The organism is Cupriavidus sp. Agwp_2 (assembly GCF_040784895.1).
Classification (GTDB): domain Bacteria; phylum Pseudomonadota; class Gammaproteobacteria; order Burkholderiales; family Burkholderiaceae; genus Cupriavidus.
Window position 1 is genome coordinate 1,273,706 of record NZ_CP088084.1, and the last position, 24,272, is coordinate 1,297,977.

Sequence of the window (24,272 nt, forward strand, 5' to 3'; positions counted from 1 at the left end):
CGAGGGTTCAGGGTCTCTTCAGGCGGCCTTCCGGCTGGATTAAGGGCCCGCCGGCCGGGGGCCAGCGCAGCCGTCACACCAGCTTGTTGCCGTGGCCGGTCCAGTAACGGTCGCGCAGCAACCGCTTGAGCAGCTTGCCGGTCGGCAAGCGTGGCAGCTCGGACTCGAAGTCGACCGAGCGCGGGCATTTGATGGTGGACAGGTTGGCGCGGCAGAACGCAATCAGCTCGGCCGCCAGTTCCGGCCCGGCCTGCGCCATGTCGGCCGGCTGCACCACGGCCTTGACCTCTTCGCCGAAATCCTCGTTGGGCACGCCGATCACCGCCACGTCCAGCACCTTGGGGTGCGTCATCAGCAGGTTCTCGGCCTCCTGCGGATAGATGTTGACGCCGCCCGAGATGATCATGTTGGCCTTGCGATCGGTCAGGAACAGGTAGCCGTCCGCATCGGCATAGCCGACGTCGCCGATGGTGCTCCAGTCCGGATGCCGGGGATGGCGCGATTCGGCCGTCTTGGCCGGGTCGTTGTGGTATTCGAAGGCGCGGCCTTCGGCAAAATAGATCGTGCCCGGCTCGCCCGGAGGCTGCAATTCGCCGTCGGGCCCGCAGATGCGCAGCTTGCCGACCATGGCCCGGCCCACGGTGCCCTTGCGCTCCAGCCATTCCTGCGTGCTGACCACGGTCACGCCGTTGCCTTCGGTGCCGGCGTAGTATTCCCAGATCACCGGCCCCCACCAGGCGATCATCGCCTCCTTGACCTGCACCGGGCACGGCGCGGCGGCATGGATCGCCACGCGCAGCGACGACACGTCATAGGCCTGGCGCTGCGCCTCGGGCAGCTTGAGCATGCGCGAGAACATCGTCGGCACCAGCTGCGTATGCGTGATGCGGTGCTGCTGCACCAGCTCCAGGTACCGCTCCGCGTCGAAATGCTCCATCACCACAGCGGTGCCGCCCAGCGCCTGCACCGACATGTTGTAGCGCAGCGGCGCGGCATGGTACAGCGGCGCCGGCGACAGGTAGCGGGTGTCGGCGTCGAAGCCATAAAGCCGCTGGCACAGGCTGGTCAGCGTGGTGGGATCCTCGATGCGCGGGCTGCCCGGCGGCGCATACACGCCCTTGGGCCGGCCCGTGGTGCCGGACGAATAGAGCATGTCGCCGCCGGTCACTTCCTCCACGATACGCGTGGCAGGGCAGCTTGCCAAAGCCGGTTCATAAGCGTCGTAGCCGGGCACCGTGCCGTCGAGCATCAGCCGGCGCTTCAACGCCGGCGTCTGCGCCACCAGCGCTGCCGCGATTTCCGCCTGGGCGTGCGTGGTCACCAGCACCTGCGCAGCGCTGTCGTTGACGATGTAGGCGGCATCGGACGCGTTCAGCCTGGTGCTCAGGCAGATATAGACGATGCCGCTGCGTTGCGCGCCCCAGCACAGCTCGAACATGCGCGGATGGTTTTCCAGCATGAAGGCCACCCGGTCGCCCGGGCGCAGGCCCATTGCGCGGAACAGGTGCGCCACCTGGTTCGAACGCTCGTCCAGTTCGCGATACGTGACGACTGCGCCGCTGCTGCCCATGATGACGGCCGGCTTCTCTGGCGTGCGTTGCGCGTGGATGGACGGATGCATGGCGTTGGGCTCCTCGACATGGGTTCGCTGGATTGGGATGGGTGATCCCGCATTCTGTGAAGGACCTGCCGGTTCAACCATCGTCGGAAGCGACGAAGCGCGGCACCGGAATTTTGATGCGGCGCCGCATGAATCGACCGTGTGCGGCGCCTGCGCACCTTCGTCCGATGCGACGATGCGCCGCCCGCCAGCGTGCCCGGATCATGCTGTCGCAGGGCTACCGCAACCACGCCTTCCCCCATTCCCGAAGGAGCCGAGGTGGATTTCAAGTTCAGCGAAGAACAATCGATGCTGCGCGACACGCTCGCGCGTTACCTGGCCGACCATTACGAGTTTGAAGCGCGCCGTGCCGCGGTGCAGTCCACCGCGGGCTGGCGCCCCGATTGCTGGCGTGCCCTTGCGCGCGACCTCGGCATCCTGGGCGCCGGTTTTCCGGAGGCACTCGGCGGGCTCGGCGGCGGCGCTGCCGAGCACATGATCGTGATGGAACAGATCGGCCGCCACCTGGTGCTGGAGCCGTACCTGGGCACCGTGGTGCTGGGCGGCGGCGCCCTGGCGCAGGGCAGCCCGGAGCTGGCGGCGCAATGGCTGCCCGCCATCATCGGCGGCGAGGCCACCGCCGCGTGGGCGCATGCCGAACCCAGCAGCCGCTATTGCCGGCATGACGTGCAGGCCAGCGCCACGCGCGCGGGCAACGGCTACAAGCTGAGCGGGCACAAGCATGCCGTGGTCGGCGCGCCCTTCGCTTCGCACCTGGTGGTCAGCGCCCGCACCGCCGGCGCGCGCCGCGACCGGGACGGCATCAGCCTGTTCTGGGTCGCACGGGACACGCCAGGCGTGACACTGCGCGAATACCCGACCTTCGACGGCCTGCGCGCGGCCGAAGTGCTGCTCGACAACGTACAGGTGCCGGCCAGCCAGCGCATCGACGCCGAAGGCGAGGCTTTCGCGCTGATCGATCGACTGTGCGACCACGCCATGGTCGCACTGGCCGCCGAAGCCAACGGCGCGATGGCGCGCATGCTGGCCGACACCATCGACTACGCGCGCCAGCGCAAGCAGTTCGGCGTGCCGATCGGCACATTCCAGGTGCTGCAGCACCGTATGGCCGACATGTATATGCAGCTGGAGCAATCCGTGGCGCTTGCACAGGTCGCCGCGATGCAGGCCGGCGGCGCGCCGGCAGCCTTCGCGCAGGCGGCGTGCGCGGCCAAGGTCCAGGCCGGCCAGGCCGGTGCCTTCGTCGGCCAGGGTGCGGTGCAGATCCACGGCGGCATGGGCGTCACCGATGAGCTGGCCGTCGGCCACTATTTCAAGCGCGTCACCGCGATCGACCTGCAGTTCGGCTCGGCCGAGCATCACCTGCGCCGCTACGCCGACCTGCTCTATCCCGCCGCCGCCTGAATCGCAAATCCCTGACGACTACCCCAGCGAGGCCCGTCGATGCATCTCGATTTCTCCCCGCAAGACCAGCAATTCCGTGAAGACGTGCGCGCCTGGATCGCCCAGGCGTATGACGGCGAACTGCGCGCGATGATGGCGCAGTCCAAGAACGGCTACCTGGACAAGGCCGGCCAGGTGCGCTGGCAGAAGGCGCTGCATGCGCGCGGCTGGGCCGCGCCCAACTGGCCGCAGGAATACGGCGGCCCGGGCTGGACGCCGACGCAACGCTTTATCTTCCAGTCCGAACTAGCCGCGGCGGGCTGCCCGCCGGTGTCGCCGATGGGCCTGAAGATGGTGGCGCCGGTGCTGATGAAATACGGCACGTCCGCGCAGAAGGCGCGCTTCCTGCCGCCGATCCTGGCTTCGGACGTGTGGTGGTGCCAGGGTTATTCGGAGCCCAATTCAGGCTCCGACCTCGCCTCGCTGCAGCTGCGCGCCGACCATGGCACCGACAGCGAGGGCGAGCATTACATCCTGAACGGCTCCAAGATCTGGACCACGCATGCGCAATGGGCCGACTGGATGTTCTGCCTGGTCCGCACCAGCCGAGAATCGAAGCGACAGGAAGGCATCTCGTTCCTGCTCCTGGACATGCATGCGCCCGGCATCACGGTGTCGCCGCTGCCGACACTGGACGGTCCCATGCCCGGGCAGCAGGAAGTGAACCAGGTCTTCTTCGAGAACGTGCGCGTGCCCGCGGAGAACCGCATCGGCGAGGAAGGCAAGGGCTGGACCTATGCCAAGTACCTGCTGGAGTTCGAGCGCGGCGGGACCTACAGCCCGATGCTGCGCAAGCAGCTGGCCAAGGTCGCGCACATCGCCGCGGAGCAGGCCGCCGACGATGGCGGACGGTTGCTCGACGACCCCGCCTTCCGGCGCAAGCTGGCGGCGCTGCATGTGCGTACGGCCGCGCTCGAGGCGGTGGAATTGCGCGTGTTCTCGGGCGTGGAATCGGGCACGTCGGTCGGGGCGGCGTCGAGCATGCTGAAGCTCACCGGCACGGAGACGTTGCAGGCGGTCAGCGAGCTGGCGGTCGAGGCCGCCGGTCCCGCGGCTCTGCCGTTCGTGCAGGACACCTGGGCCGGTATCCAGGGCCGCGAGGCCCCGCCGCGCGTGGGACCTGACTATGCCGCCGTGCTGGCGCCGCGTTACTTCAACTATCGCAAGGCGTCGATCTATGGCGGATCGAACGAGATCCAGCGCAATATCATCGCCAAGCTGGTGCTGGGGCTTTGACGTGGCAGGCCGGCAGGTTCGTCCTGCCGGCAAGACCGCCTAGACGAATTCCTTCAGGAACGCCAGCCTGGCATCCGCCGCTGCCTGGGCGGCGACAGCGGCCTGCAGCGTGGGGGACGGCAGCCAGGGATACGGCAGCGCGGCCTGCAAGCCCGCCAGCATCGCCGCGCCGGCATCCGGCACGACGTCCATCCGCTCGATATGGATGTGCAGGCTGCGGATGCGGTACAAGCCATCCGGCTGCCGGGCGAAGCCCCAGCGGTAGATGCCCTTCCCCGCGCGCAAGGTGTGGACCGCCGTCTCGCGCATCAGCACCAGCCACGGCACCGTCAGCGTGGTCCCATCCGCCGCGGGCGACAAATCACCGACATAGTAGGTCCGGCAGCGGTCAAATGTCTTTGCGAAGTCGGTCACCAGCGTCGCAGCGATCGCCGCGGCACCTTCCGTCTTTGCCGGAAAGCTGATGGTGTCGGTGTCGATCGAGAAGGTCAGCGTCGCATCCGGCGCGAATGCCTCGTGGATCAGCGCGGGACGGTTGTTGTCCTTGGCCTCGACATAGCGGGCCAGCAGCGTTTGCGCTTCGGGTAGGGAGATCGGGTTCATACAGGCAACGCGTTGGCGTAAAAAGTGGGACCGGACAGCACGGCAGGCCGCGCGACGAGTTTGGTAGAATTTGGCACAAAGCTTGCATTACAAGCTAACTGAACAATCCGCCGATGGCTACGACTCCTGCAAACAAGACCCTGACAATCACGCATCCGGCTTGCCTGGTCGATGGCTCGGACCGCGAGTTCCGACACCTCGTCAATGGCCTGCTGCCGTTCGCCGCGCGGCTGCTGTCGGTGCGGGACGGCTTTGGCAGCCTGGTCGGGCTGACCGGCGTGCAATATTCGCTGATCCGCTCGATCGCCCACCTGTCGCAGCAAGGCGAGGTGACGGTGAACCAGCTGGCCGACCACCTGCACCTGAGCGGGCCGTTCATCACCATCGAGACCGGCAAGCTGAAGAAGCTCGGCCTGATCGACAAGAAAGCGCATCCCGACGACAAGCGCAAGATGCGCCTGACCATCACCACGGCGGGCAACAAGCTGCTCAATGAACTGCTGCCGGTGCAGCAGCAGATCAACGACGTGCTGTTCGACGGCGTCACCCGCACCGAGTTCAAGGTGCTGTGCTCGGTGGTCGACCGCCTCGTCGCCAACGGCGACCGTGCCGCGCTCGACCTGGAGCACCTGCAGGCGCGCCGGCTGAAAGGCTAGCGGCACGCCGCCGTCAATGCGCGGCCCATTGCACGGTGCCGACATCGATGCCCTCCTGGTGCATCTCCCATAGCGGGCTGAGCTCGCGCAGTTTCGACACCGTGCCGCTGACCTGACGGATGACTTCGTCGACTTCGGCCTCGGTGGTGTAGCGGCCCAGCGTAAAGCGGATCGAGCTGTGCGCCAGTTCGTCGCTGCGGCCCAGCGCGCGCAGCACGAATGAGGGTTCGAGCGATGCCGAGGTACAGGCCGAACCGGACGACACCGCCACGTCCTTGATGCCCATGATGAGCGATTCGCCCTCAACGTAGTTGAAGCTGATGTTCAGGTTGTGCGGGATGCGGTGCGCCAGGCTGCCGTTGACGTAGACCTCGTCCAGCCGCGACAGCCCCGCCAGCAGCCGGTCGCGCAGCGTGCCGACACGGCGGCCCTCCTCTTCCAGTTCCAGCCGCGCCAGCCGGAAGGCCTCACCCATGCCCACGATCTGGTGCGTCGGCAGCGTGCCGGATCGCATGCCGCGCTCATGGCCGCCGCCGTGGATCTGCGCCTCCAGCCGGATGCGCGGCTTGCGGCGCACGTACAGCGCGCCGATCCCCTTCGGCCCGTAGACCTTGTGCGCGGTCACGGTCAGCAGGTCGATCTTCAGTGCCGCCAGGTCGACAGGGATCTTGCCCGCGGCCTGCACCGCGTCGCAGTGGAACACGATGCCCGCCGCGCGGCAGATCTCGCCGATCTGCGCGACCGGCTGGATCACGCCGATCTCGTTGTTGACCATCATCACCGACACCAGGATGGTGTCCGGCCGCAGCGCCGCGCGCAGGACATCGAGGTCGATCAGGCCGTCCGTTCCCACATCGAGATACGTGACGACGAAGCCTTGACGCTCCAGTTCGCGGCAGGTATCGAGCACGGCCTTGTGCTCGGTCTTGACCGTGATGATGTGATTGCCCTTGCCGCGGTAGAAATGCGCCGCGCCCTTGATTGCAAGGTTGTTCCCTTCGGTGGCGCCGGAGGTCCAGACGATCTCGCGCGGGTCGGCATTGAGCAGCGCCGCGACATGCGCGCGGGCGGCTTCCACCGCTGCTTCCGCCTGCCAGCCGTAGCTATGGCTGCGCGATGCCGGGTTGCCGAACTGCTGGTGCAGGAAAGGCACCATCTTGTCGACGACGCGGCGGTCCACCGGCGTCGTCGCGCTGTAGTCCATGTAGATGGGGAGGTTGTCTTGCTCGTTTTGCATGGGGCGCATTCCTGGCTGCGGAGAGAGTACGACCGGGGGGAAGCGAACCCGCGCAAACCCGCTGGTCAGGGAAAGTGCGACCGAGTCTAGCACCGCGCAGCGCGCCCCTGGGCCGGCCTCCATGCTGCCGATAGGGTTGCTCCGTGCTGTCGCACGCGCCATCGCAACACCCCCACTCTCTTCCCCCGCCTCCCGCAAACCGTTGCGCCACAAGGCTTTTCGGCATTCACGCGGCGGCCCGGCGTGCGCGCCAAGCCCCCCGCCTAGGGTTTCCACCAACTTGAATACCGCAGTTTCTTAGCATTCAATTAAACCTAAGTTACAAAGCTAATTAAGCAAACAACATGCATGCGAACCGAGGCGGCCGGACCGGTTGCCCAAACATGCGTAGGAGTCGTGATGGCTGAATCATCTGTCGATCAGAACGTGATGGACGCTGACGCGCAGCGCCGTTTCCGCAACGCGCTGGCCATGTTCGCAACCGGCGTCGCCGTGATCACCGCGCCGCGCGCCGGCGAGGTCCCGGTCGGCATCACGGTGGCGTCGTTCAACTCGGTATCGCTGGATCCGCCTCTGGTGCTGTTCTCGGTCGATCGCCGCTGCCTGAGCCTGGCTGACCTGTGCAGCGCGCCGCGCTACGCGGTCAATGTGCTGGCCGAGGCGCAGCAGGATATCTCGAACCGCTTCGCCCGCGCCAACTCGGGCAAGTGGGAAGGCATCGACTTTGGCGACACCGGCGACCGCGGCGACAGCCACGTGCTGCTGCCGGACACGCTGGCGACCTTTGAATGCGAGCCCTATGCGCAGCACGACGGCGGCGACCACGTGATTTTCATCGGACGGGTGGTGCGCCATCAGGCCTGCCACGGCGGCCGGCCGCTGATCTTCTTCGGCGGCAAATACAGGGCGCTGGAAGACAGCGCCGCCGCCGCTTAAATCCCACAACACAAGCAGTCAGCACAGGAGAACGACATGATCAAGAACGGCAACCAGCACATCGCCATGCTGCGCGATGGGCGCGAAGTGTACCTCGATGGCACGCGCGTCACCGACGTCACGGCGCATCCCGCCTTCCGCAACTCGATCCGCAGCTACGCCAATCTCTATGACTTCCAGGCGCGGCCCGAGAACGTCGACAAGATGACCTTCCAGCCGGCAGGCGGCGACCGGCGCGTCAGCCGCATCTGGGAGCTTCCCACCAGCTACAACGAACTGGTCGGGCGCCGCGAGATGCTGGAAGCCTGGACCGCCCTGCACTACGGCTTCATGGGCCGCTCGCCTGATCATGTCGCGTCCTGCATCTCCGGCATGTACATGGGGATAGAAGTGTTCGAGCAGGCCGACCCGGCACGCGCCGGCGCCTTGCGCGACTACTACCGCTATGCCCGCGACAACGACCTGTTCCTCACCTATGTGATCGTCAATCCGCAGGCCAACCAGGCCAAGGCCGCGCACGAGCAGGAAGACAAGTACCTGGCGGTGGGCATCGTCGACCAGGACGCGGAAGGCATTACCGTGCGCGGCGCCAAGATGCTCGCCACCAGCGGCATCATGGCCAACGAGGTCTTCTGCAGCTGCATCCAGCCGCTGCGCGAGGGCGACGAGATGTACGCGCTGTCCTTCGCGGTGCCGATGAACACCAAGGGCCTGAAGGTAATGTCGCGCAAGTCCTACGAGGCCAGCGCCACCTCGGTCTTCGACAACCCGCTGGCCAGCCGCTTCGACGAGAACGATGCGGTGCTCTACTTCGACGACGTCAAGGTGCCGTGGGAGCGGATCTTCGTCGCGGGCGACGTCGGCATGTGCGCAAAGCAGTTCCATGCCACGCCGGCGCATGTGTACCAGAACTACCAGTGCCAGGTGCGGCTGATGGTCAAGCTGCGCTTCCTGGTCGGCCTGGCGCACCGCATCACCGAGATCAACGGCACTGCCGGCTTCCCGCAGGTCAAGGAACTGCTGGGCCAGCTCGCCGCCGAGGCGGGCATGGTCGAGGCGTGGGTCTATGGCATGGAAGCCAAAGGTCAGGTCAACCACAACGGCTACTTCATCCCCGACCGCGGCATGCTGTACGGCTCGCAGGTGGTGACGCAGCAGCTTTACGCCAAGGTCCTCAACACGCTGCGCGAGCTGGCCGGCGGCGGCATGATCATGCTGCCCTCCAGCATCGAGGACTTCGCCAACCCGACGCTGGCCGACATCATCGCCAAGACGCAGAAATCGCCGGTCTGCAGCCCGGAGGAGCGCGTCAAGTTCTTCAAGCTCGCCTGGGATGCCGTGGGTTCCGAGTTTGCCTCGCGCCACAACCAGTACGAGATGTTCTACGCCGGTGCCACCTTCGTCACCAAGGGCCACGCCTACCGCACCTATGACTGGAAGCGCGCGTCGGGCCTGGTCGACAACATGCTCGGCAGCTATTCCCTGCAGGACGAACTGGCCCGCCTGCCGCAGGCGGCCTGACGCTCCAATTGTCCCCACCCTTGCCTCGAAGACGGAGATCAGCAATGGCAATCAACAAGCTTCACGACGAGTTCCATACCCTGGACCTGGCCTCCGGCTGGGAAGTGCCGGAGGGCTACCCCGCCGGCATCCAGCAGAAGATCCTGTCCGGCGCGCTGGACGAAGGCGGCCGAAGCGGCAGCCGTACCCGCCTGCTGCGCTTCGACCCGGGCATCTTCACCAAGGCCCCGTTCGTCCACGAGTACTGGGAGGAGGTGTACCTGCTCAGCGGCGACCTGACCGTCGGCAACGATGCCAACGGCGACGGTGGCGAAGCCTTCGAGCCCAACACCTACGCCTGCCGCCCGCCCGGCGCGTTCCACGGCCCGTTCCGGTCCAACGGCGGCTGCATGCTGCTGGAAATTCACTACTACGACCCGGCCTGATCATGGAAACCACCGTAGCCACCGCCAGGCGCCAGCTCGCCGACGGCAGCGCCAACGCGCTGTCCCTGCTGGCCTCGTGTGTCGAACGCATCTGCAATCCCGGCGGCGAGGGCGCGCGCGTCTTCCCGCACGGCGTCAGCATGGCCGCCCGCAAGCAGGCGCAGGCCAGCGACATGCTGCGCGAACAGGGCGTGGCCGGTGCCCTGGCCGGGGTGCCGGTGTCGGTGAAGGACTTGTTCGACGTGCAGGGCGATATCACCCGCGCCGGCGCGCAGGTGCTGCCCGAGCGTACCGCCAGCGCCGATGCCCCGGCGATTGCGCGGCTGCGCGCCGCGGGCGCGGTCTTCGTCGGGCGGACCAACATGACCGAGTTTGCCTACTCGGGGGTTGGCATCAACCCCCACTATGGCACGCCGCGCAACCCGTTCGACCGGCAGGGCGGCCGCATTCCGGGCGGCTCGTCGTCCGGCGCTGCGGTGTCGGTGACCGACGGCATGGCGCTGGCCGCGATCGGCTCGGACACCGGTGGCTCCTGCCGCATCCCGGCGGCGCTGTGCGGCATCGTCGGCTTCAAGCCCACCGCCAGCCGGGTGCCGCTGCAGGGGACCGTGCCGCTGTCGCCCAGCTACGACTCGGTCGGATGCCTGGCCAATTCCGTGGCGTGCTGCGCCGCTGTCGACGCGGTGATGGCCGGCGAAGCGCCGCCCGCGGCGCCGGCCAGCCTCGCCGGACTGCGGCTGGCCGTGCCCGGCGGGATGGTGCTGGATGGCATCGACTATGTGGTCGCGCAGACGTTCAGCGACGCCCTGCGCCGGCTTTCCGCCGCGGGCGCGCTGCTGCAGGACGTGGACTTCGACAGCTGGGGCCAGCTCGGCGACCTCGGCCACGGCGGCGGGCTGGTAGCCGCCGAGGCCAGCGCCTGGCACGGCAGGCTGATAGCGGCGCACGGCGATCGCTACGACCCGCGCGTGCTGTCACGCATCCGGCTGGCCGACGGGCAGCTCGCCGCCGACTACCTGCGCATGCGCGAGCACCGCGCGGCGCTGTGCCGGCAGGCGGATGCCGAACTGGCGGGCTTCGACGCCGTGGTGCTGCCGACCGTGCCGATCGTAGCGCCGCGCATCGCCGACCTCGACGAGGACGATGCCTTCTTCGCCACCAACCGTCTGCTGCTGCGCAACCCGGCCATCGCCAACATGCTCGACCTGTGCGCGCTGTCGGTCCCTTGCCATCGCCCCGGCGAGGCGCCGGTGGGCCTGATGCTGTTCGGACGGCACGGCGCCGACCGCAGGCTGCTGGCGATCGGCATGGCCGTGGAAGCAGCGCTGCGGCAGAAGCACCGGTAGCCCGGCGAGGCTTTCGCTACGCGTTAACCCTTGGTTGACGCTCCACCCCCTCGTGCATAGACTTTTTATGAACATATCGTTCATTTATGAACATAACAAGTCAGCGCGCGCCCCACCGGTTCCGGAACGCCTCGCTGGCGTTACCGGAACGGCAACATGACTTTGAAGATCGCCATCAACGGCGCCGGCATCGGCGGGCTGGCCGCGGCCATTGCGCTGCGCAAGCTCGGCCTGGACGCGGTGGTTTATGAACAGGCGTCGCGCTTTGCCCGCGTCGGCGCGGACATCAACCTCACGCCCAACGCGGTGCGCGCGCTGGACGGCCTGGGCGTCGGCGACGCGTTGCGCGAGACCGCCGCGCGCCCCACCCACCGCATCAGCCGTATCTGGGATACCGGCGAAGAAACTTCGCGCCTGCCGATGCAGGAGGACGCCGAGCGCCGCTACGGCGCCCCGCAGCTCACCATGCACCGCGCCGACCTGATGACTGCGCTGGAGGCCGCGGTGCCCGCAGCGAACGTGCGCCTGGATCACAAGGCGGTGGCGATCATCCCGGACGCCGCCGGCGCCACGCTGCGCTTTGCCAACGGCGCGGAAGTGCGTGCCGACGTACTGGTCGGCGCCGACGGCATCCACTCCACTGTGCGCACCGCGCTGCTCGGCCAGGAAAGCCCGATCTTCACCGGCGTGGTGGCATACCGCGCCGTGGTGCCCGCCGAAAAGCTGGCCGGCGCACCGAACCTGAACGCTTTCACCAAGTGGTGGGGGCCGGATGCCGCCACGCAGATCGTCACCTTCCCGCTCAACCGCGGCCGCGACATCTTTGTCTTTGCCACGGTGGCGCAGGAGGCATGGCGGCATGAGTCGTGGACCACGCCAGGCCGCGTGGAGGACCTGCGCAGCGCGTATGCCGGCTTCCATCCGGAGGCGCGCGCATTGCTCGATGCCTGCGACGAGGTGCTGATTTCCGCGCTGTACGTGCGCGACCCGCTGCCGCAGTGGTCGTCCGGCCCGGTCACGCTGCTGGGCGATGCCTGCCATCCGATGATGCCGTTCATGGCGCAGGGTGCCGGCATGGCGATCGAGGATGGCGTGGTGCTGGCGCGCTGCCTGGCTGATGCGGCAAAGGATGGCGCTGCCGCCGTGCCCGCCGCGCTGGCCCGCTACCAGGCGGCGCGCCACGAGCGCACCAGCCGCATCCAGATCGGCTCGCGCAGCAATGCCTGGCTGAAGGAAGGCGGCAATGCCGACTGGGTGTACGATTACGACGCCTGGAACGTGGCGCTGGGGTGAACGTCCAACGCCCGGCCTTGCTCCCCTCTCCCACTTCGCGGGAGAGGGGAGCGCCTGCCAGGGGTGGTGGTAAACCATAGCGCCCTCGCATACCAACGGGCCCCGCAATAGAAATCACCAGCCTGACGGCCGCGCGCGCGGCCGTCTTCCGTTAACAGCAAAACCTGAGATGCCCAAGTCCCGTCCACCGACCGAACCCGATCTCGACGACAGCGCCGAAACCGAAGACGCCCGCGAAGCCCAGCTGGTCTCGCCGGTGATCCGCGGGCTGCGCCTGCTGCGCTATATCGCCGAAGGCGGCCCCACCGCCAACCTGAGCGAAGTGGGACGCCGCATCGACGTGAACCGCGTCACCGTAATGCGGCTGCTGGATACGCTGGAACACGAAGGCATGGTGGAACGCCTGCCGCATGGCGGCCACCAGGTGGGCTTCAATTTCCTCAAACTGGCGTCGCGCGTGCTGGCATCGAACGACCTGACCAGCCTGGCCACGCGCGTGCTGGCAACGCTGAGCGGTTCGCTGCAGTTGTCCGCTTACCTGGTGGTGCGCGACGGCGGCGACGCGCTCTACCTGCTGCGCCACATGCCGGCCGCGACGCTGGTCAGCAATATCCAGGTGGGCAGCCGCGTGCCCGCGCATCTGACCACGCCCGGCCGGATGCTGATCGCCGACCTGCCACCGGAAGCGCTCAAAGAATTGCTGGGCCCGGACCCGCTGCCGACCGTGACCGGCCAGAGCGCGGCCACCCATGCCCGGCTGGCCGATATCCTTGGCGCCGACCGCGAGCGCGACTGCGCGTGGAGTTTTTCGGCCTACGAGCCGGGGATCGATTCCTGCGCGGCGCCGGTGCGCGGCGCCGAGGGCGAGGTCGTCGCGGCGCTGAGCGTGGCGGGACCGCAGCAGCGCTTCGAGCGGGATGGCACGCTGCGCGAACGCGTAGAGAAGGAAGTCAAGGCGGCGGCGCGCGACTTGTCGGCGCTGCTCGGCCATCGGCCGGAGCGCCAGCGCTGACGCCCACCCCGCGTTATTCAAGGCCCGGACGTCGGCGCCGAGCGTATCGACCGCCGGCTGCGGCGTGGCCTTGGGCACCAGCAGCGCATACCAGGAACTGACATCGATGCCGGGCACGCCCTGCTCCGCCAGCGACGGCACGCCCGGTGCCGCAGGCGAGCGGCTGGCCTGCGTCACGGCCAGCGCGCGCAGCTGGCCCGACTGGATAAACGGCGCCAGCGTCGGGCAGGTACCGAACAGCATCGGCACCTGCCCGCCCATCACGTCGTTGAGCGCCTGCGTGGTGCCCTTGTACGGTACGTGCAGCAGCGTAATGCCGGCCTTGTGCCGGAACAGCTCGCCAGCCAGGTGCAGCCCGCTGCCGACGCCGGGGCTGGCGTAGCCCAGCGGCTTGCCGCTCTTTTCCGCCTGCTGCGCATGTTGCTGCCCTTACAAACTATGCAAGCTATACAAACGGTTTTGGCATGACCGGACGGTAGTCGAGCAGGCGCGACAGCTCGGCGGCCGCCTGCCTGACTTTCTCGACCATGTCGTCCAGCTGGTCGGGTTCGATGCGCGCGGCGGGGATGGTTGCGCCGAGCGCCGCCACCACCTTGCCGGTGCGGTCGCGCACCGGCGCCGCGATGGTGGAGATGCTGGCCTCGAAGAAGCCTTCATGCAGCACGTAGCCGCGCTCGCGGTCGCGCTGGACCATCTCGTACAACTCCTGGACCGTGCGCGGGGTGCTCTCGGAATACACTTCGAGCCGGTCTTCTGGGTACAGTCCGCGCAGCTCTTCCAGCGTCAGGTCTTCCAGCAGCACCCGGCCCAGCACGGTGGCGTGCGCCGGCAGCCGCGTGCCGACGTTGACCGTGCTGGCGAACGGCCGCGCCGCCACCGACTTGGCCACGTAGACGATCGAGCGCCCGTCGCGCACCACCAGGTTGCACGGATAGTGGATCTCGTCGCGCAGCCGGTCGAGCAGCGGCCGGCCCAGCTCGGTCAGCTCCAGCGACGCCAGGTAGTCAAACCCCAGCCGCAGCACCGCCATGCCGAGGCGGAATTCGCGCCCGCCATCGGTGCGCTCGACGAATCCCATCATTTCAAGGGTGGCCAGCAGCCGGAACACGGTCGAGCGCGGCACCTTGAGGCGGCGCGCCAGGTCGGCGGCGGACAGGGTGCGCTCGCGGCTGCTGAACTCACCCAGCAGCCGCAGGCCGCGCTCCAGGCCGGGCACGATGTACTTGTCCTGGCCGCTGTCCTTGTCGTCCTCTTGCGGCGAATCGGTGGTCATGGTCTGTCTCTGCAGGTGTCGGTCTTGGCGTAACGCACTCATATATCACGCCTGAACCCGATAGGGTACCTGTTCTGCGGGCAAACCACGCGCCGGCGGCGGCCGGACGCTGCCGTCAGGCCTGGCGCAAGTAGTCGCGCAGCCACGCCGCGCACTGCTCGCCCTGCGCGGCGGGCCAGCGCACCACGACAGTCTCGTCGCGGCGGCGCAGCTCGACGCAGATGTCGCTCAGCGGCCCGCGCGCGGCATCGCCGCGCCCGAGCAGGCGGGCGAACAGGCCGGGCGCTGCCGGCGGCGGCAGCACCGCATGCCCATTGGCGGCAGGCGCGACGGCTGGCTGCGAGCGCACCGGCGCGGACGGCTGCAGTTTAGCTTCTGCCTGCGGTTGCGATTGCGGTTGCGCTTGCCCCTGCCCTTGCGGCGACAGCCGCGCCAGCAGGTTGGCGCCGAACTCGTCCCACATCCGGTCGGCCTTGGTCTTCATCACGCTCAGCCCGAACGTACCGAGCCGCCCCAGCACATCCACCTGCACCGTGATGCGCAGTTGCGTCGAGCCATCATCCTGTTCGGTCAGGAAGATTTCGCTCGACTGGCGCAGCGAACTCGCCACCGACGCATCCTCGCCGGTGCCCTCGGTGCGCAGGTAATGCGGTGCACGGGTCTCGACGATCTTCGTATGCAGCCGGAAGCGCGCGTTGATGAAGGCGATCTTCACCGCCATATGCGCGATGTACTCGACATCGCTCAACACCTCGATCGATTCCATGCCGGGCACGCAGGCGCCCATCACGTTGGGGTCGAGCAGCAGTTCCCACACGCGCGCCGGCGGGGCCGCGGTCACAAGGGTCTTTTCAATTTCCACGCATTTTCTCCGCGGCGGACAGCACGGATTCGACGATGCCCACATAGCCGGTGCAGCGGCACAGGTTGCCGTTCAGGCCGTGGCGGACCTCGTCTTCCGTCGGGTTGGGATTGTTGGCAAGCAGCGCGCACGACGCCATCAGGAAGCCGGGCGTGCAATAGCCGCACTGCAGCCCGCCGTTGTCCATGAAGCACTGCTGCAGCGGATGCAGCTGGCCGTCGGCGGCCAGCCCTTCCACCGTCATCACATGGCGCCCGCGTGCCTGCACGGCAAGCATCAGGCAGGACTTGACCACCTCGCCGTCGACCAGCACGGAGCAGGCGCCGCAGATGCCGGTCTCGCAGCCGCGCTTGGTGCCGGTCAGGTTGAGGTCGTCGCGCAGCAGGTCGGAGAGCAAGCGCCGGGCCGGCACTTCCACCTGGTGTTCTTCACCGTTGACGGTGAGTTCGATACTGACTTGGTTCATGGCGATTCCTTACTCCGAGGCCACGCCGAACAGCTCGGCAATGGTGCGGCGCGCGACCACGCGCACCATCTCGCGGCGGTACGTGTCCGAGCCGCGCATGTCCGAGACCGCGTTGATGTCCGTGGCGACGATGGCGGCCGCCTCGGCGGCCAGTTCAGCGGTCACGGTCTTGCCGGCGAGCAGCGCTTCGGCGCGGCGCAGGCGCGCCGGGATCGGCGTCGACGCGCCCACCGCCAGCCGGGCCTCCACGCAGAACGCGCCTTCGCGGCGCACCGCCAGCGCCACGCTGGCCAGCGGCCGGTGCTCGGCGGCGGTGCGCAGGAAGCGCGCATAGCGGCCGTCGGCGCCCACGCCCGGCGCGGGCAGGCGGATCTGCGTGACCACTTCATCAGCCGCCAGCGCGGTCACGTAGTAGTCGACCAGGAAGTCTTCGATGGGGATCACGCGCTCGCCGCCGCTGCCGCTGACCACGACCTGCGCCCCCAGCGCCATCAGGCAGCCCGGCGGATCGGTGGCCGGGTCGGCGTAGCAGAGGTTGCCGCCGATGGTGCCCTGGTTGCGCACCTGCGGGTTGGCCACGCGCGCGGCCATGCTGGCCAGCATGGGGTAATGCGCCTGCACCAGCCGCGAACGGGCCACCTCGGCATGCAGCGTCAGCGCGCCGATGCGCAGCCCTTCGCTGGCATCGAAGCTGATGCCGCGCAGCGCCCCCAGCCGCCCCAGCGACACCAGGTGGCTGGGCGTCAGCATGCGCTGGCGCATGCCGAGCATCAGCGCGGTGCCGCCGGCAAAGACGCGGCAGCTGTCGCCAAGATCGGCCAGCATCCGGCTCGCTTCGGCCACCGAGGCCGGCTCCAGGAATTCGAAATCACGCATGGGCGGCCTCCCCATCTTGCTGCTGCAATGCGCGCAGGCCCGCCAGCACCTTCTCCGGCGTGATCGGCAGCGACTGGATGCGCACGCCCACGGCATCGAACACGGCGTTGGCAATCGCGGCCGCGCCGGGCAGGATCGCGGTCTCGCTGGCGCCCTTGGCGCCGTACGGGCCGTTGGGGTCGTTCGATTCGACCACGTCGGTGCGCAGCATCGGCACGGCGTCGGCGGTGGGCATGGTGTAGTCGGCAAAGTTGCCGTTCATCAGGCGGCCATCCTCGTAGTGCAGGTTTTCATACAGGGTCCAGCCGATCGCCTGCACCGTGGCGCCGTGGGTCTGGCCGTGCACCGCGAGCGGGTTGATGGCCTTGCCGCAGTCGTCGGCCACAAAGCTGTCGACCACGGTGACCTGGCCGGTGCAGGTATCGACCTCCACCTCGACCGCATGCGCCGCGAACGAGTGCGACGGCGCGACGTTGCCGTAGTAGTCGGCATCGTGCATCACGGTGGGCGCGTCATAGGTGGCGCGAACATGGATGCCTTCGCCGCCGTGGCGGAAGATATGCAGCCGCGCAATCTCGGCCAGCGTGGCGGACTTGTCCGGCTGCCCGGATGCAACGATGCGGCCATCGGCAATCGTCAGGTACTCGGCCGCGACACCCAGCTTTTCCGCGGACAGTGCCAGCAGCTTCTGCCGGGCCTCGCGCGCGGCGCGCAGCGCCGCGTTGCCGGCGATGATGGTCACGCGCGACGCCAGCGAGCCCAGGCAGAACGGCGCCGTGTCGGTATCGGGCGCCATCACGGTCACGTGCGACAGCGGGATACCCAGTTCCTGCGCGCAGATCTGGCTGAGCATGGTGTTGGCGCCCTGCCCCATGTCGCATTCGCTGGTCTGCAGCATCACGCGGCCGTCTTCGTTGACCTTGAGCAGGATGGTCGAGCCGTCCCAGTTGCCCAGCGTGCGGTTGCCGCTGACGTGCATCGCCGCCGCGATGCCAACGCCGCGCCGGTGCGTGCCGGTGCCGCGCGCAGCGAAGTTCGAGGTGGCGCGCTTCTGGTCCCAGCCGATCGCCTTGCGCGTCATTTCCAGGCACTCGAGCATGCCGGTGCTGCTGATCTTCCAGCCATGCACGCTGGTCGCACCGGCGGAAATCGCATTGCGCTTGTGCACTTCAATCGGGTCGATGCCGAGCATCCCGGCCAGCACGGTCAGGTGGCAGTTCAGCGGGAACTGCATCTGCTGCCCGCCGAAGCCGCGGAACGCGCCGCGCGGCGGGTTGTTGGTATAGGCCATCACCGCGTGCGAGCGCACGTTTTGCACCGGGTGCATGTTGTCGCTGCGCATGGCGGTGACGTGCATGACGTCGCCGGCCAGGCCGGAATACCCGCCGCACTCGGCGATGATGCGTACGTCCTTGGCCACGATCATGCCGTCAGGCGACAGGCCCATGCGCAGCCACACCCTCATCGGCACGCTGGCGCGCGCGCCCTGGAAGTCCTCCAGCCGGTTGTTGACGAGCCGCACCGGCCGGTCCAGCTTGCTGGCCAGGAAGGCGCAGATCAGGCTGTTGTTCTCCTCGACGATCTTGGCGCCGAAGCCGCCGCCGGTGGTGGCCTGCACCACGCGGATGGTCGACACCGGCCGGTCCAGCGCCTCGGCCAGCCGCATGCGCGCGAGGAATACCGACTGGGTCGAGGCCCACAGCGTCAGCCGGCCGTTGCCGTCCTGCGCCGCGACGGAGGCCATCGGCTCCAGATAGCCCGGGTATTGCGAATGCATTTCGTAGGTGGCTTCATACACGGCCGCGGCCTCGGCAAAGCCCGCTTCCACGTCGCCACGCTCGATCCGCATCTCGTGGCCGATATTGCGCGTGCCGGCGTGCAGTTCCGGCGCGCCCTCGGCCAGCGCCGCCGCCGGCGTCAGCAATGCCGGCAGCGGTTCGTACTCGACGCGGACGAGGTCCAGCGCATCGCGCGCCACCTCGTCGCTGACGGCCACCACGGCGGCCACTTCCTCGCCCACGTGGCGCACCACGCCGCAGGCCAGGATGCGCTGCTCCTTGCGGTGCGGGCCCCAGTTGCGGGTGGGCACGTCGTGCCCGGTCACCACCAGCTTCACGCCCGGCAATGCGCGCGCCGCCGACGTGTCGATGCCGACGATGCGCGCATGCGGGTGCGGGCTGCGCAGTACCTTGGCGTGCAGCATGCCGGGCAGCTTGATGTCGCCGGCATACTGGGCGCGCCCCATGACCTTTTCCCGCGCGGTTACCTGCGGCGTGGAGGTTCCCACGATGGCCTTGCTCATGCCGGCCTCCTGCGTGTCGTGTTGCAAATAACGTGTTGCATGAATGCGATGCGCTGGCTGCCCTTATTCGGCAGTGATGCCGAGCTCGCGGATCACCTTGCCCAGGCGCTCGTAGTCGCCCGCGTTGACCTTGTCGAGCGCGGCCGGCGCCCCGCCCACCGGGCTGGCGCCGAAGGTAGCCATCTTCTCGGCCACGTCGGGCAAGCGGATGACTTCATTGAGCTGCTGGTTCAGCACCTTGACCACTTCCGGCGGCGTACCCTTGGGCGCCATCACCCCGTGCCAGGCGCCGACCACCACGTCCTTGTAGCCAAGCTCGGCCAGCGTCGGCACGTTGGGCAGCAGCGGCGAGCGCTTCGCGTCGGTGATCGCCAGCGGGATCAGCCGGCCGGTGTTGAGGTACTGCGCCACCGGCCCCAGCGTGACGTAGGCGAAGTTCACATGCCCCGCCACCACGTCATTGACCGCCGGCGCCACGCCCTTGTACGGCACGTGCTGGATCTTCACGCCGGCGGCGCGGTTCAGCATTTCGCCGGCGATGTGCATTGGCGACCCGGCACCCGGGCTGCCGTAGGTAAAGGTCTTGCCGGCCTTGGCCGCGGCGATCATCTCCGGCACGGTCTTGACGCCCGCCGCGGGGTTGGCCACCAGCAGCACCGCCTGCACGGCGGTCTGGATCACCGGCGTGAAGCCATGCAGCGGGTCGTAGCTGGCGGCCGGCGCAAGCTTGAGCACCATTGGCGCCAGCGTGAACGGGTTGGGGGTGTAGAGCAGCGTGTAGCCATCGGCTGGCGCCCGGCTGACAAAGCTGGCGCCGACCACGCCGCCGGCGCCGGGACGGTTCTCGACGATCACCGGCTGCTTCAGGCGCGCGGACAGCTTGTCGGCGTACAGGCGTGCCATGGCGTCGGTATCGCCGCCGGGCGGATAGGCCACGACCATGGTCACGGTCTTTGCCGGATAGGTCGCGGCCATCGCGCTGCCCGCGGCAAGCGCGAGCGCGGCCATGGCAGTGGCGGCGAGGAAAAGGCGGCGGGGGCGATCATGTCTCATCAACAGCTCCTGTGGGGGCGCATTCGCGGCGTGGAGTGGGCTGTTTGTGCGCACCGCGAAAAACAGGGTTGGCTCGGGTTACAACGCTGCGGTTGTTTTATTAGTAAAACTCATGTTCACACCAGGAACGCACTCACTGTAGGCCCTCAATATTGACAACTCAACTTACTGAAATCACCAATTGACTTTTTATGTCTGTCTAGAACGTTTTTCCGGGTGGTAATGACGAGACATTTGCGCCGGTCTCGCTGCCGGCTATGAGACAATCTGGCCCGCCCACCGGCCCGCTCACCAGCCCGAACAAGCCCGGCCGGCAGACACCAGACAAGAGGACCGCATGCCCCGTGACGCCGCGCCCGCCCAGGGCCAGCCCGCGCCAGACCTGACCGCCAGCCCCTGGACCGACCTCGACGAGGCCGGCAACGGCCTGACCGTCGACAATTTCCTGACCACGATGCTGAGCCAGCTGGTGACCGCGCTGCGCAGCACGGTCACCAAGCCCTACGCCGAGCAGTTCGGCCTGACCGTGCCGGAGTGGCGCATCCTGGCGCTGCTGGCGCATGCCAGGGAATTGCCCTTCTCCGAGCTGGTCACGCAATCGACCTCGGACAAGGCACTGGTCAGCCGCACCCTGCGGCTGCTGGAAGACCGCGGGCTGGTCCGGCTGACTTCGGCAGGCAACACCCCCCGCAAGAAGCTGATCTGCGCCATCACGGAAGCCGGCTCGGCGCTGCACGACCAGGTGATGCCGCTGGCACGCAAGGGGCAGGCGGAAGTGATCCGGATGCTGTCGCCGGAGGAAAGGGAGGCGGTGTATCTGGGGCTGCGCAAGCTGTTGCGCGCCCAGGCCTGAACAAGAAAATGGCGCCCGGCGCGCCTCAGTGCCGCCCGGCCACTTGCTGGCGCTGGTAGGCGGCCAGCGTCAGCCGCATCGCATCGCGCACCGCCGCCACCGAGCGGTTATCGTCATCGCCCTTGCGCGTCACCATCGACAAGGTCAGCACCGGCGCCGCGCGGCCCAGCCTTACCAGGCGCACGGGGTAGTTCTGTACCAGCGTCGGATCGGGGCCCTGCAGGATGGACACCCCCAGCCCCCCACTGACCATCGCCACGATTGCCGGCGCGCTGTCGAATTCCAGCGTGCCGCGGATCTCGGTCACGTGCGCATGCACGTACTGCGCCGCCATCGCACCTGACACCGTATTCCGGTCATAGCGGATCCAGTCGTACAGGCGGAACAGCGACGCCACGTTGGTCTCGGTCGCGCCAGGGGGCGCAATCATCACCAGTTCGCGCCGCATCATCGGCGTCCAGCGCAGCCGTGCCGAGCCGCCCGATACCGGCTGCGCCACCAGGGCGGCGTCGATATCCCCTGCCTTGACTGCCGCCGTGAGCGTGCTGCTGCGCCCGCGCACCAGGCGCAGGTCCAGCCGGGGATGACGCTCCCGGACATAGCGCACGATCCCGGGCAGGACGACCGGCTGCAGCGACTCGATCACGCCGAGCCGCACTACCCCCTCCACCACCAACCCGCCGCCGACGCGCAACGCCTCGAGGCTTTGCAGCGCCTGGCGCATCGTGTCGGCCACCTCGTGGGCCAGCTGGTTCGGCCGCGCCTGCAGTCCGGAGCGGTCGAACAGAGGCCTGCCCAGGTACTGTTCCAGCTGCTTCATCTGCATGCTGACAGCGCTCGGCGTGACGTTGCCCTGGCGCGCTGCCCCCGCAAATGTACCCGTCTGCAGGACCGCTTCAAGCGTATGGAAGGTCTCAAGCTTCATCAAAAACTCTTACGAAGAACCTCAAATATGTTCGCTTTTCTAATGATAGGCCAGCTCGATAGACTGGGTTCCAACATCAGGCACAAACACGGAGGAGACCCCAGACATGTCAGCCATCGCCGCATCCCAACGCCCCCTGCCCTGGACCGCCCGCCAGGCGCGCGAAGACCGCAGCTGGGTCGTGCGCATGAGCGAAGCCGAGATCCAGGGCATGCGCGACGCCCTCAACCATGCGAGGACGCTGGGCAAGCCACTGCTGGACATGGAACAGGCCGACTTCCCGCTGAACGAGGCCGCCCGCGGCGTGCTCAAGCGGGCCATCGACATCACGCAGGGCGGCTGGGGGATGTGCCTGGTCAAGGGCTTTCCTGTCGACGAGTGGAGCCAGGAAGAATCGCGCCTGGCCTACTGGGGCATGAGCCTCTACATGGGCGTGGGGCGCACGCAGAACCGCGCCAGCGAATTCATGAACGACGTGCGCAACGAGGGCGGCGAATACAAGGTCAAGGGCGGGCGCGGCTATAACACCAATGCCGGGCTCGACTTCCACCAGGACTCTTGCGACGTGGTGGGCCTGCTGTGCCGCCGCACCGCCAGGTCCGGCGGCACCAGCAAGGTGATCAGCTCGATCGCGCTGTATGAAGCCGTGCAGCAGCGGCGCCCCGACCTGATCGCGGTGCTCAAGGGCACGTTCTTTCACAGCTACCAGGGCACGCAGGACCCCTCGCAGCCGCCGTACTACCGCTGCCCGATCTTCGGCAGCCACCCGGAATTCTTCTCGGCGCGCACCAACCGCAAGAACACCGACGCCGCGCAGCGCGATTTCGCGGAACTGCCGCGCCTGACGCCGGCACAGCTCGAGGCGCTGGACCTGCTCGATGCACTGATGCCCAGCGACGAACTCTGCTTCACCATGGAACTGGAACAGGGCGACATGCAGCTGCTGAACAACTACGTCACGCTGCATTCGCGCACGCCGTTTGAAGACCATGAAGAACCGGACCGCAAGCGCCACCTGTTCCGCCTGTGGCTGGCCGTGCCGGGCTCGCAGCCGCTGCCGGACAACTGGAAGGAGTACTACGGCGACGTGCGCGCCGGCTCGGTACGCGGCGGCGTGCGCGGCAGCGCCATCACGCAGGCCTTCCTCGGCTATGAGAAGCGCCAGGCGGCCGCGCTCGGCATGCTGTTCGAAACCTGGCGCCCGCTGGTGCAACAGGAAGACATGGCGCGCATCCTGGCCGGGCATGCGGCCAGCCAGTCCGAGACGGCTGCCGCATAAGCACCGCCCGCCAGCGATCCCCCCATCGCCAGGACCATAACGAGAGAAACGGAGACAACCCATGCAACGACGCGACTTCCTCGCGCTGCTGGCTGCCGGCACACTGCTGCCGGCCAGCCTGCGTGCCGCGCCCGCGGTAACCAGGGTGCTGGTCGGCGCCACGCCCGGCGGAGGCACCGACCTGGTGGCCCGCGCGCTGGCCGCCGAGCTGGAGCAGCGCCTCAAGCAATCCTTCATCGTCGAGAACCGCGGTGGCGCGGCGGGCAATATCGCCGCAACCGCGGTGGCCAAGGCCGAGCCGGACGGCAGCACGCTGCTGCTCAGCTACACCAGCCACGCGATCAATCCCGCGCTGTTCGAGAAGAAGCCGTTCGATCCGCTCAAGGACTTCACCCCGGTCTCGCTGATCGCCACCTCGCCGCTGCTGCTGGTGTCGCGGCCGGATCTGGGCGCGAAGAATGTGCGCGAACTGATCGCGCTGGCCAAGTCCCGCCCGGGCAAGCTCAGCATCGCCGTGGCAGGAATCGGCAGCGCCAACCACCTGGCCGGCGAAATGCTCAAGCATGAGGCCGGCATCGACCTTGTCAGCGTGCCCTACAAGGGCGCGGCACCTGCCGTGGCCGACGTGGTCGCCAGCCAGGCGGACCTGCTGCTGGGCAATGTCGCCACGGTGCAGCCGCTGTTGCTGGCCGGCAAGGTCAAGGGACTGGGGGTGAGCAGCCCGAAGCGCCTGGCGGCGTTTCCCGATATCGCGCCGATTGCCGACGTGGTTCCCGGATTCGACTACAGCTCGTGGTACGGCCTGCTCGGCCCGGCCGGCATGCCGGCCGATGTGGTGGCGCAGCTGGAGAAGGCGGTGCGTGCCGCGGTGGCTTCGCCGGCGATGCGCAAGCGGCTGGGCGGCGAGGGCCTGGTGCCGGTGGGCAATGACGCCGTGCAGTTCAGGCAGTTCCTGCAGGGCGAGATCGCGCGGTGGGCGAAGGTCGTTGCCGTCACCGGCACGCGCATGAGCTGAAGCAAAGAAAAAAAGCCGCCCCGGATCCCGGCGCGGCCT

General features: G+C 67.9%; 22 protein-coding genes and 1 pseudogene. 12 read left to right on the forward strand and 11 right to left on the reverse strand.

Annotation, left to right across the window (positions count from 1 at the left end; all coding sequences use genetic code 11):
• Positions 1-73: 73 nt before the first annotated feature.
• On the reverse strand, positions 74-1,621 hold the full coding sequence (locus tag LPA45_RS23555; protein WP_317924314.1) for an AMP-binding protein: 1,548 nt from the start codon (positions 1,619-1,621) through the stop codon (positions 74-76).
• Between the two features lie 258 nt (positions 1,622-1,879).
• Here LPA45_RS23555 and LPA45_RS23560 point away from each other — a divergent pair, with 258 nt between their 5' ends.
• Positions 1,880-3,025: an acyl-CoA dehydrogenase family protein gene (locus LPA45_RS23560; RefSeq protein ID WP_317924313.1), complete on the forward strand. Its 1,146-nt coding sequence runs from the start codon at positions 1,880-1,882 to the stop codon at positions 3,023-3,025.
• 39 nt (positions 3,026-3,064) lie between these two features.
• Positions 3,065-4,300 (forward strand): acyl-CoA dehydrogenase family protein, encoded by a 1,236-nt coding sequence (locus LPA45_RS23565; RefSeq protein ID WP_317924312.1) that lies wholly within the window; start codon positions 3,065-3,067, stop codon positions 4,298-4,300.
• A 39-nt stretch (positions 4,301-4,339) separates the two neighbouring features.
• Here the strand turns inward: LPA45_RS23565 and LPA45_RS23570 are convergent, their stop codons facing one another.
• Complete coding sequence (locus tag LPA45_RS23570; RefSeq protein ID WP_317924311.1) at positions 4,340-4,903, reverse strand: nuclear transport factor 2 family protein; 564 nt, start codon at positions 4,901-4,903, stop codon at positions 4,340-4,342.
• Between the two features lie 113 nt (positions 4,904-5,016).
• Here LPA45_RS23570 and LPA45_RS23575 point away from each other — a divergent pair, with 113 nt between their 5' ends.
• Positions 5,017-5,559, forward strand: coding sequence for a MarR family winged helix-turn-helix transcriptional regulator (locus tag LPA45_RS23575; RefSeq protein WP_116323872.1), 543 nt, complete (start codon positions 5,017-5,019; stop codon positions 5,557-5,559).
• A gap of 13 nt (positions 5,560-5,572) precedes the next feature.
• Here LPA45_RS23575 and LPA45_RS23580 read toward each other — a convergent pair whose 3' ends face one another.
• On the reverse strand, positions 5,573-6,796 hold the full coding sequence (locus LPA45_RS23580) for an IscS subfamily cysteine desulfurase (RefSeq protein ID WP_116323873.1): 1,224 nt from the start codon (positions 6,794-6,796) through the stop codon (positions 5,573-5,575).
• A 399-nt stretch (positions 6,797-7,195) separates the two neighbouring features.
• Between LPA45_RS23580 and LPA45_RS23585 the strand changes: the two genes are divergently transcribed.
• The 6 genes from LPA45_RS23585 (at position 7,196) to LPA45_RS23610 (ending at position 13,329) form a co-directional block, all read left to right on the forward strand.
• Positions 7,196-7,732, forward strand: a complete 537-nt coding sequence (locus LPA45_RS23585) for a flavin reductase family protein (RefSeq protein WP_116323874.1) — start codon at positions 7,196-7,198, stop codon at positions 7,730-7,732.
• Positions 7,733-7,768: 36 nt separating this feature from the next.
• The gene (locus tag LPA45_RS23590) at positions 7,769-9,253 is read left to right on the forward strand and encodes a 4-hydroxyphenylacetate 3-hydroxylase family protein (RefSeq protein ID WP_367395115.1); all 1,485 of its coding nucleotides are present in this window, start codon (positions 7,769-7,771) and stop codon (positions 9,251-9,253) included.
• Positions 9,254-9,297: 44 nt separating this feature from the next.
• Positions 9,298-9,678 carry a cupin gene (locus LPA45_RS23595; RefSeq protein ID WP_271815870.1) on the forward strand — a complete coding sequence of 127 codons (381 nt, stop codon included), beginning with the start codon at positions 9,298-9,300 and terminating at the stop codon, positions 9,676-9,678.
• Positions 9,679-9,680: 2 nt separating this feature from the next.
• Positions 9,681-11,024 (forward strand): amidase, encoded by a 1,344-nt coding sequence (locus tag LPA45_RS23600; protein WP_317924864.1) that lies wholly within the window; start codon positions 9,681-9,683, stop codon positions 11,022-11,024.
• Positions 11,025-11,180: 156 nt separating this feature from the next.
• Complete coding sequence (locus LPA45_RS23605; RefSeq protein ID WP_317924863.1) at positions 11,181-12,317, forward strand: FAD-dependent monooxygenase; 1,137 nt, start codon at positions 11,181-11,183, stop codon at positions 12,315-12,317.
• A gap of 169 nt (positions 12,318-12,486) precedes the next feature.
• Positions 12,487-13,329, forward strand: a complete 843-nt coding sequence (locus LPA45_RS23610; RefSeq protein ID WP_317924862.1) for an IclR family transcriptional regulator — start codon at positions 12,487-12,489, stop codon at positions 13,327-13,329.
• 18 nt (positions 13,330-13,347) lie between these two features.
• Here the strand turns inward: LPA45_RS23610 and LPA45_RS23615 are convergent.
• From LPA45_RS23615 to LPA45_RS23645, 7 genes and pseudogenes are all read right to left on the reverse strand, one after another.
• Positions 13,348-13,746, reverse strand: a pseudogene (locus LPA45_RS23615) (tripartite tricarboxylate transporter substrate-binding protein); the annotation flags it as partial.
• 28 nt (positions 13,747-13,774) lie between these two features.
• Positions 13,775-14,602, reverse strand: a complete 828-nt coding sequence (locus LPA45_RS23620; protein WP_116322678.1) for an IclR family transcriptional regulator — start codon at positions 14,600-14,602, stop codon at positions 13,775-13,777.
• A 115-nt stretch (positions 14,603-14,717) separates the two neighbouring features.
• Entirely contained in the window at positions 14,718-15,464 is a 747-nt protein-coding gene (locus LPA45_RS23625; protein ID WP_317924860.1) for a CoxG family protein, read from the reverse strand.
• Positions 15,454-15,930 carry a (2Fe-2S)-binding protein gene (locus LPA45_RS23630; protein WP_010811673.1) on the reverse strand — a complete coding sequence of 159 codons (477 nt, stop codon included), beginning with the start codon at positions 15,928-15,930 and terminating at the stop codon, positions 15,454-15,456. The genes LPA45_RS23625 and LPA45_RS23630 overlap by 11 nt, the downstream gene beginning before the upstream one ends.
• A gap of 9 nt (positions 15,931-15,939) precedes the next feature.
• Positions 15,940-16,806 (reverse strand): xanthine dehydrogenase family protein subunit M, encoded by an 867-nt coding sequence (locus LPA45_RS23635; protein ID WP_116322676.1) that lies wholly within the window; start codon positions 16,804-16,806, stop codon positions 15,940-15,942.
• Positions 16,799-19,108: a xanthine dehydrogenase family protein molybdopterin-binding subunit gene (locus LPA45_RS23640; protein WP_317924859.1), complete on the reverse strand. Its 2,310-nt coding sequence runs from the start codon at positions 19,106-19,108 to the stop codon at positions 16,799-16,801. The genes LPA45_RS23635 and LPA45_RS23640 overlap by 8 nt, the downstream gene beginning before the upstream one ends.
• A gap of 63 nt (positions 19,109-19,171) precedes the next feature.
• Positions 19,172-20,116 (reverse strand): tripartite tricarboxylate transporter substrate binding protein, encoded by a 945-nt coding sequence (locus LPA45_RS23645; RefSeq protein WP_317924869.1) that lies wholly within the window; start codon positions 20,114-20,116, stop codon positions 19,172-19,174.
• A gap of 382 nt (positions 20,117-20,498) precedes the next feature.
• On the opposite strand from LPA45_RS23645, the gene LPA45_RS23650 reads away from it, so the two are divergent.
• Positions 20,499-21,014 carry a MarR family winged helix-turn-helix transcriptional regulator gene (locus tag LPA45_RS23650; protein WP_116322674.1) on the forward strand — a complete coding sequence of 172 codons (516 nt, stop codon included), beginning with the start codon at positions 20,499-20,501 and terminating at the stop codon, positions 21,012-21,014.
• A gap of 25 nt (positions 21,015-21,039) precedes the next feature.
• Here LPA45_RS23650 and LPA45_RS23655 read toward each other — a convergent pair whose 3' ends face one another.
• The gene (locus LPA45_RS23655) at positions 21,040-21,939 is read right to left on the reverse strand and encodes a LysR family transcriptional regulator (RefSeq protein ID WP_317924857.1); all 900 of its coding nucleotides are present in this window, start codon (positions 21,937-21,939) and stop codon (positions 21,040-21,042) included.
• Between the two features lie 106 nt (positions 21,940-22,045).
• Between LPA45_RS23655 and LPA45_RS23660 the strand changes: the two genes are divergently transcribed.
• Positions 22,046-23,218, forward strand: a complete 1,173-nt coding sequence (locus LPA45_RS23660) for a TauD/TfdA family dioxygenase (protein ID WP_317924855.1) — start codon at positions 22,046-22,048, stop codon at positions 23,216-23,218.
• Positions 23,219-23,279: 61 nt separating this feature from the next.
• Positions 23,280-24,233, forward strand: coding sequence for a tripartite tricarboxylate transporter substrate binding protein (locus LPA45_RS23665; protein WP_317924853.1), 954 nt, complete (start codon positions 23,280-23,282; stop codon positions 24,231-24,233).
• The last annotated feature ends 39 nt before the right edge of the window (positions 24,234-24,272 follow it).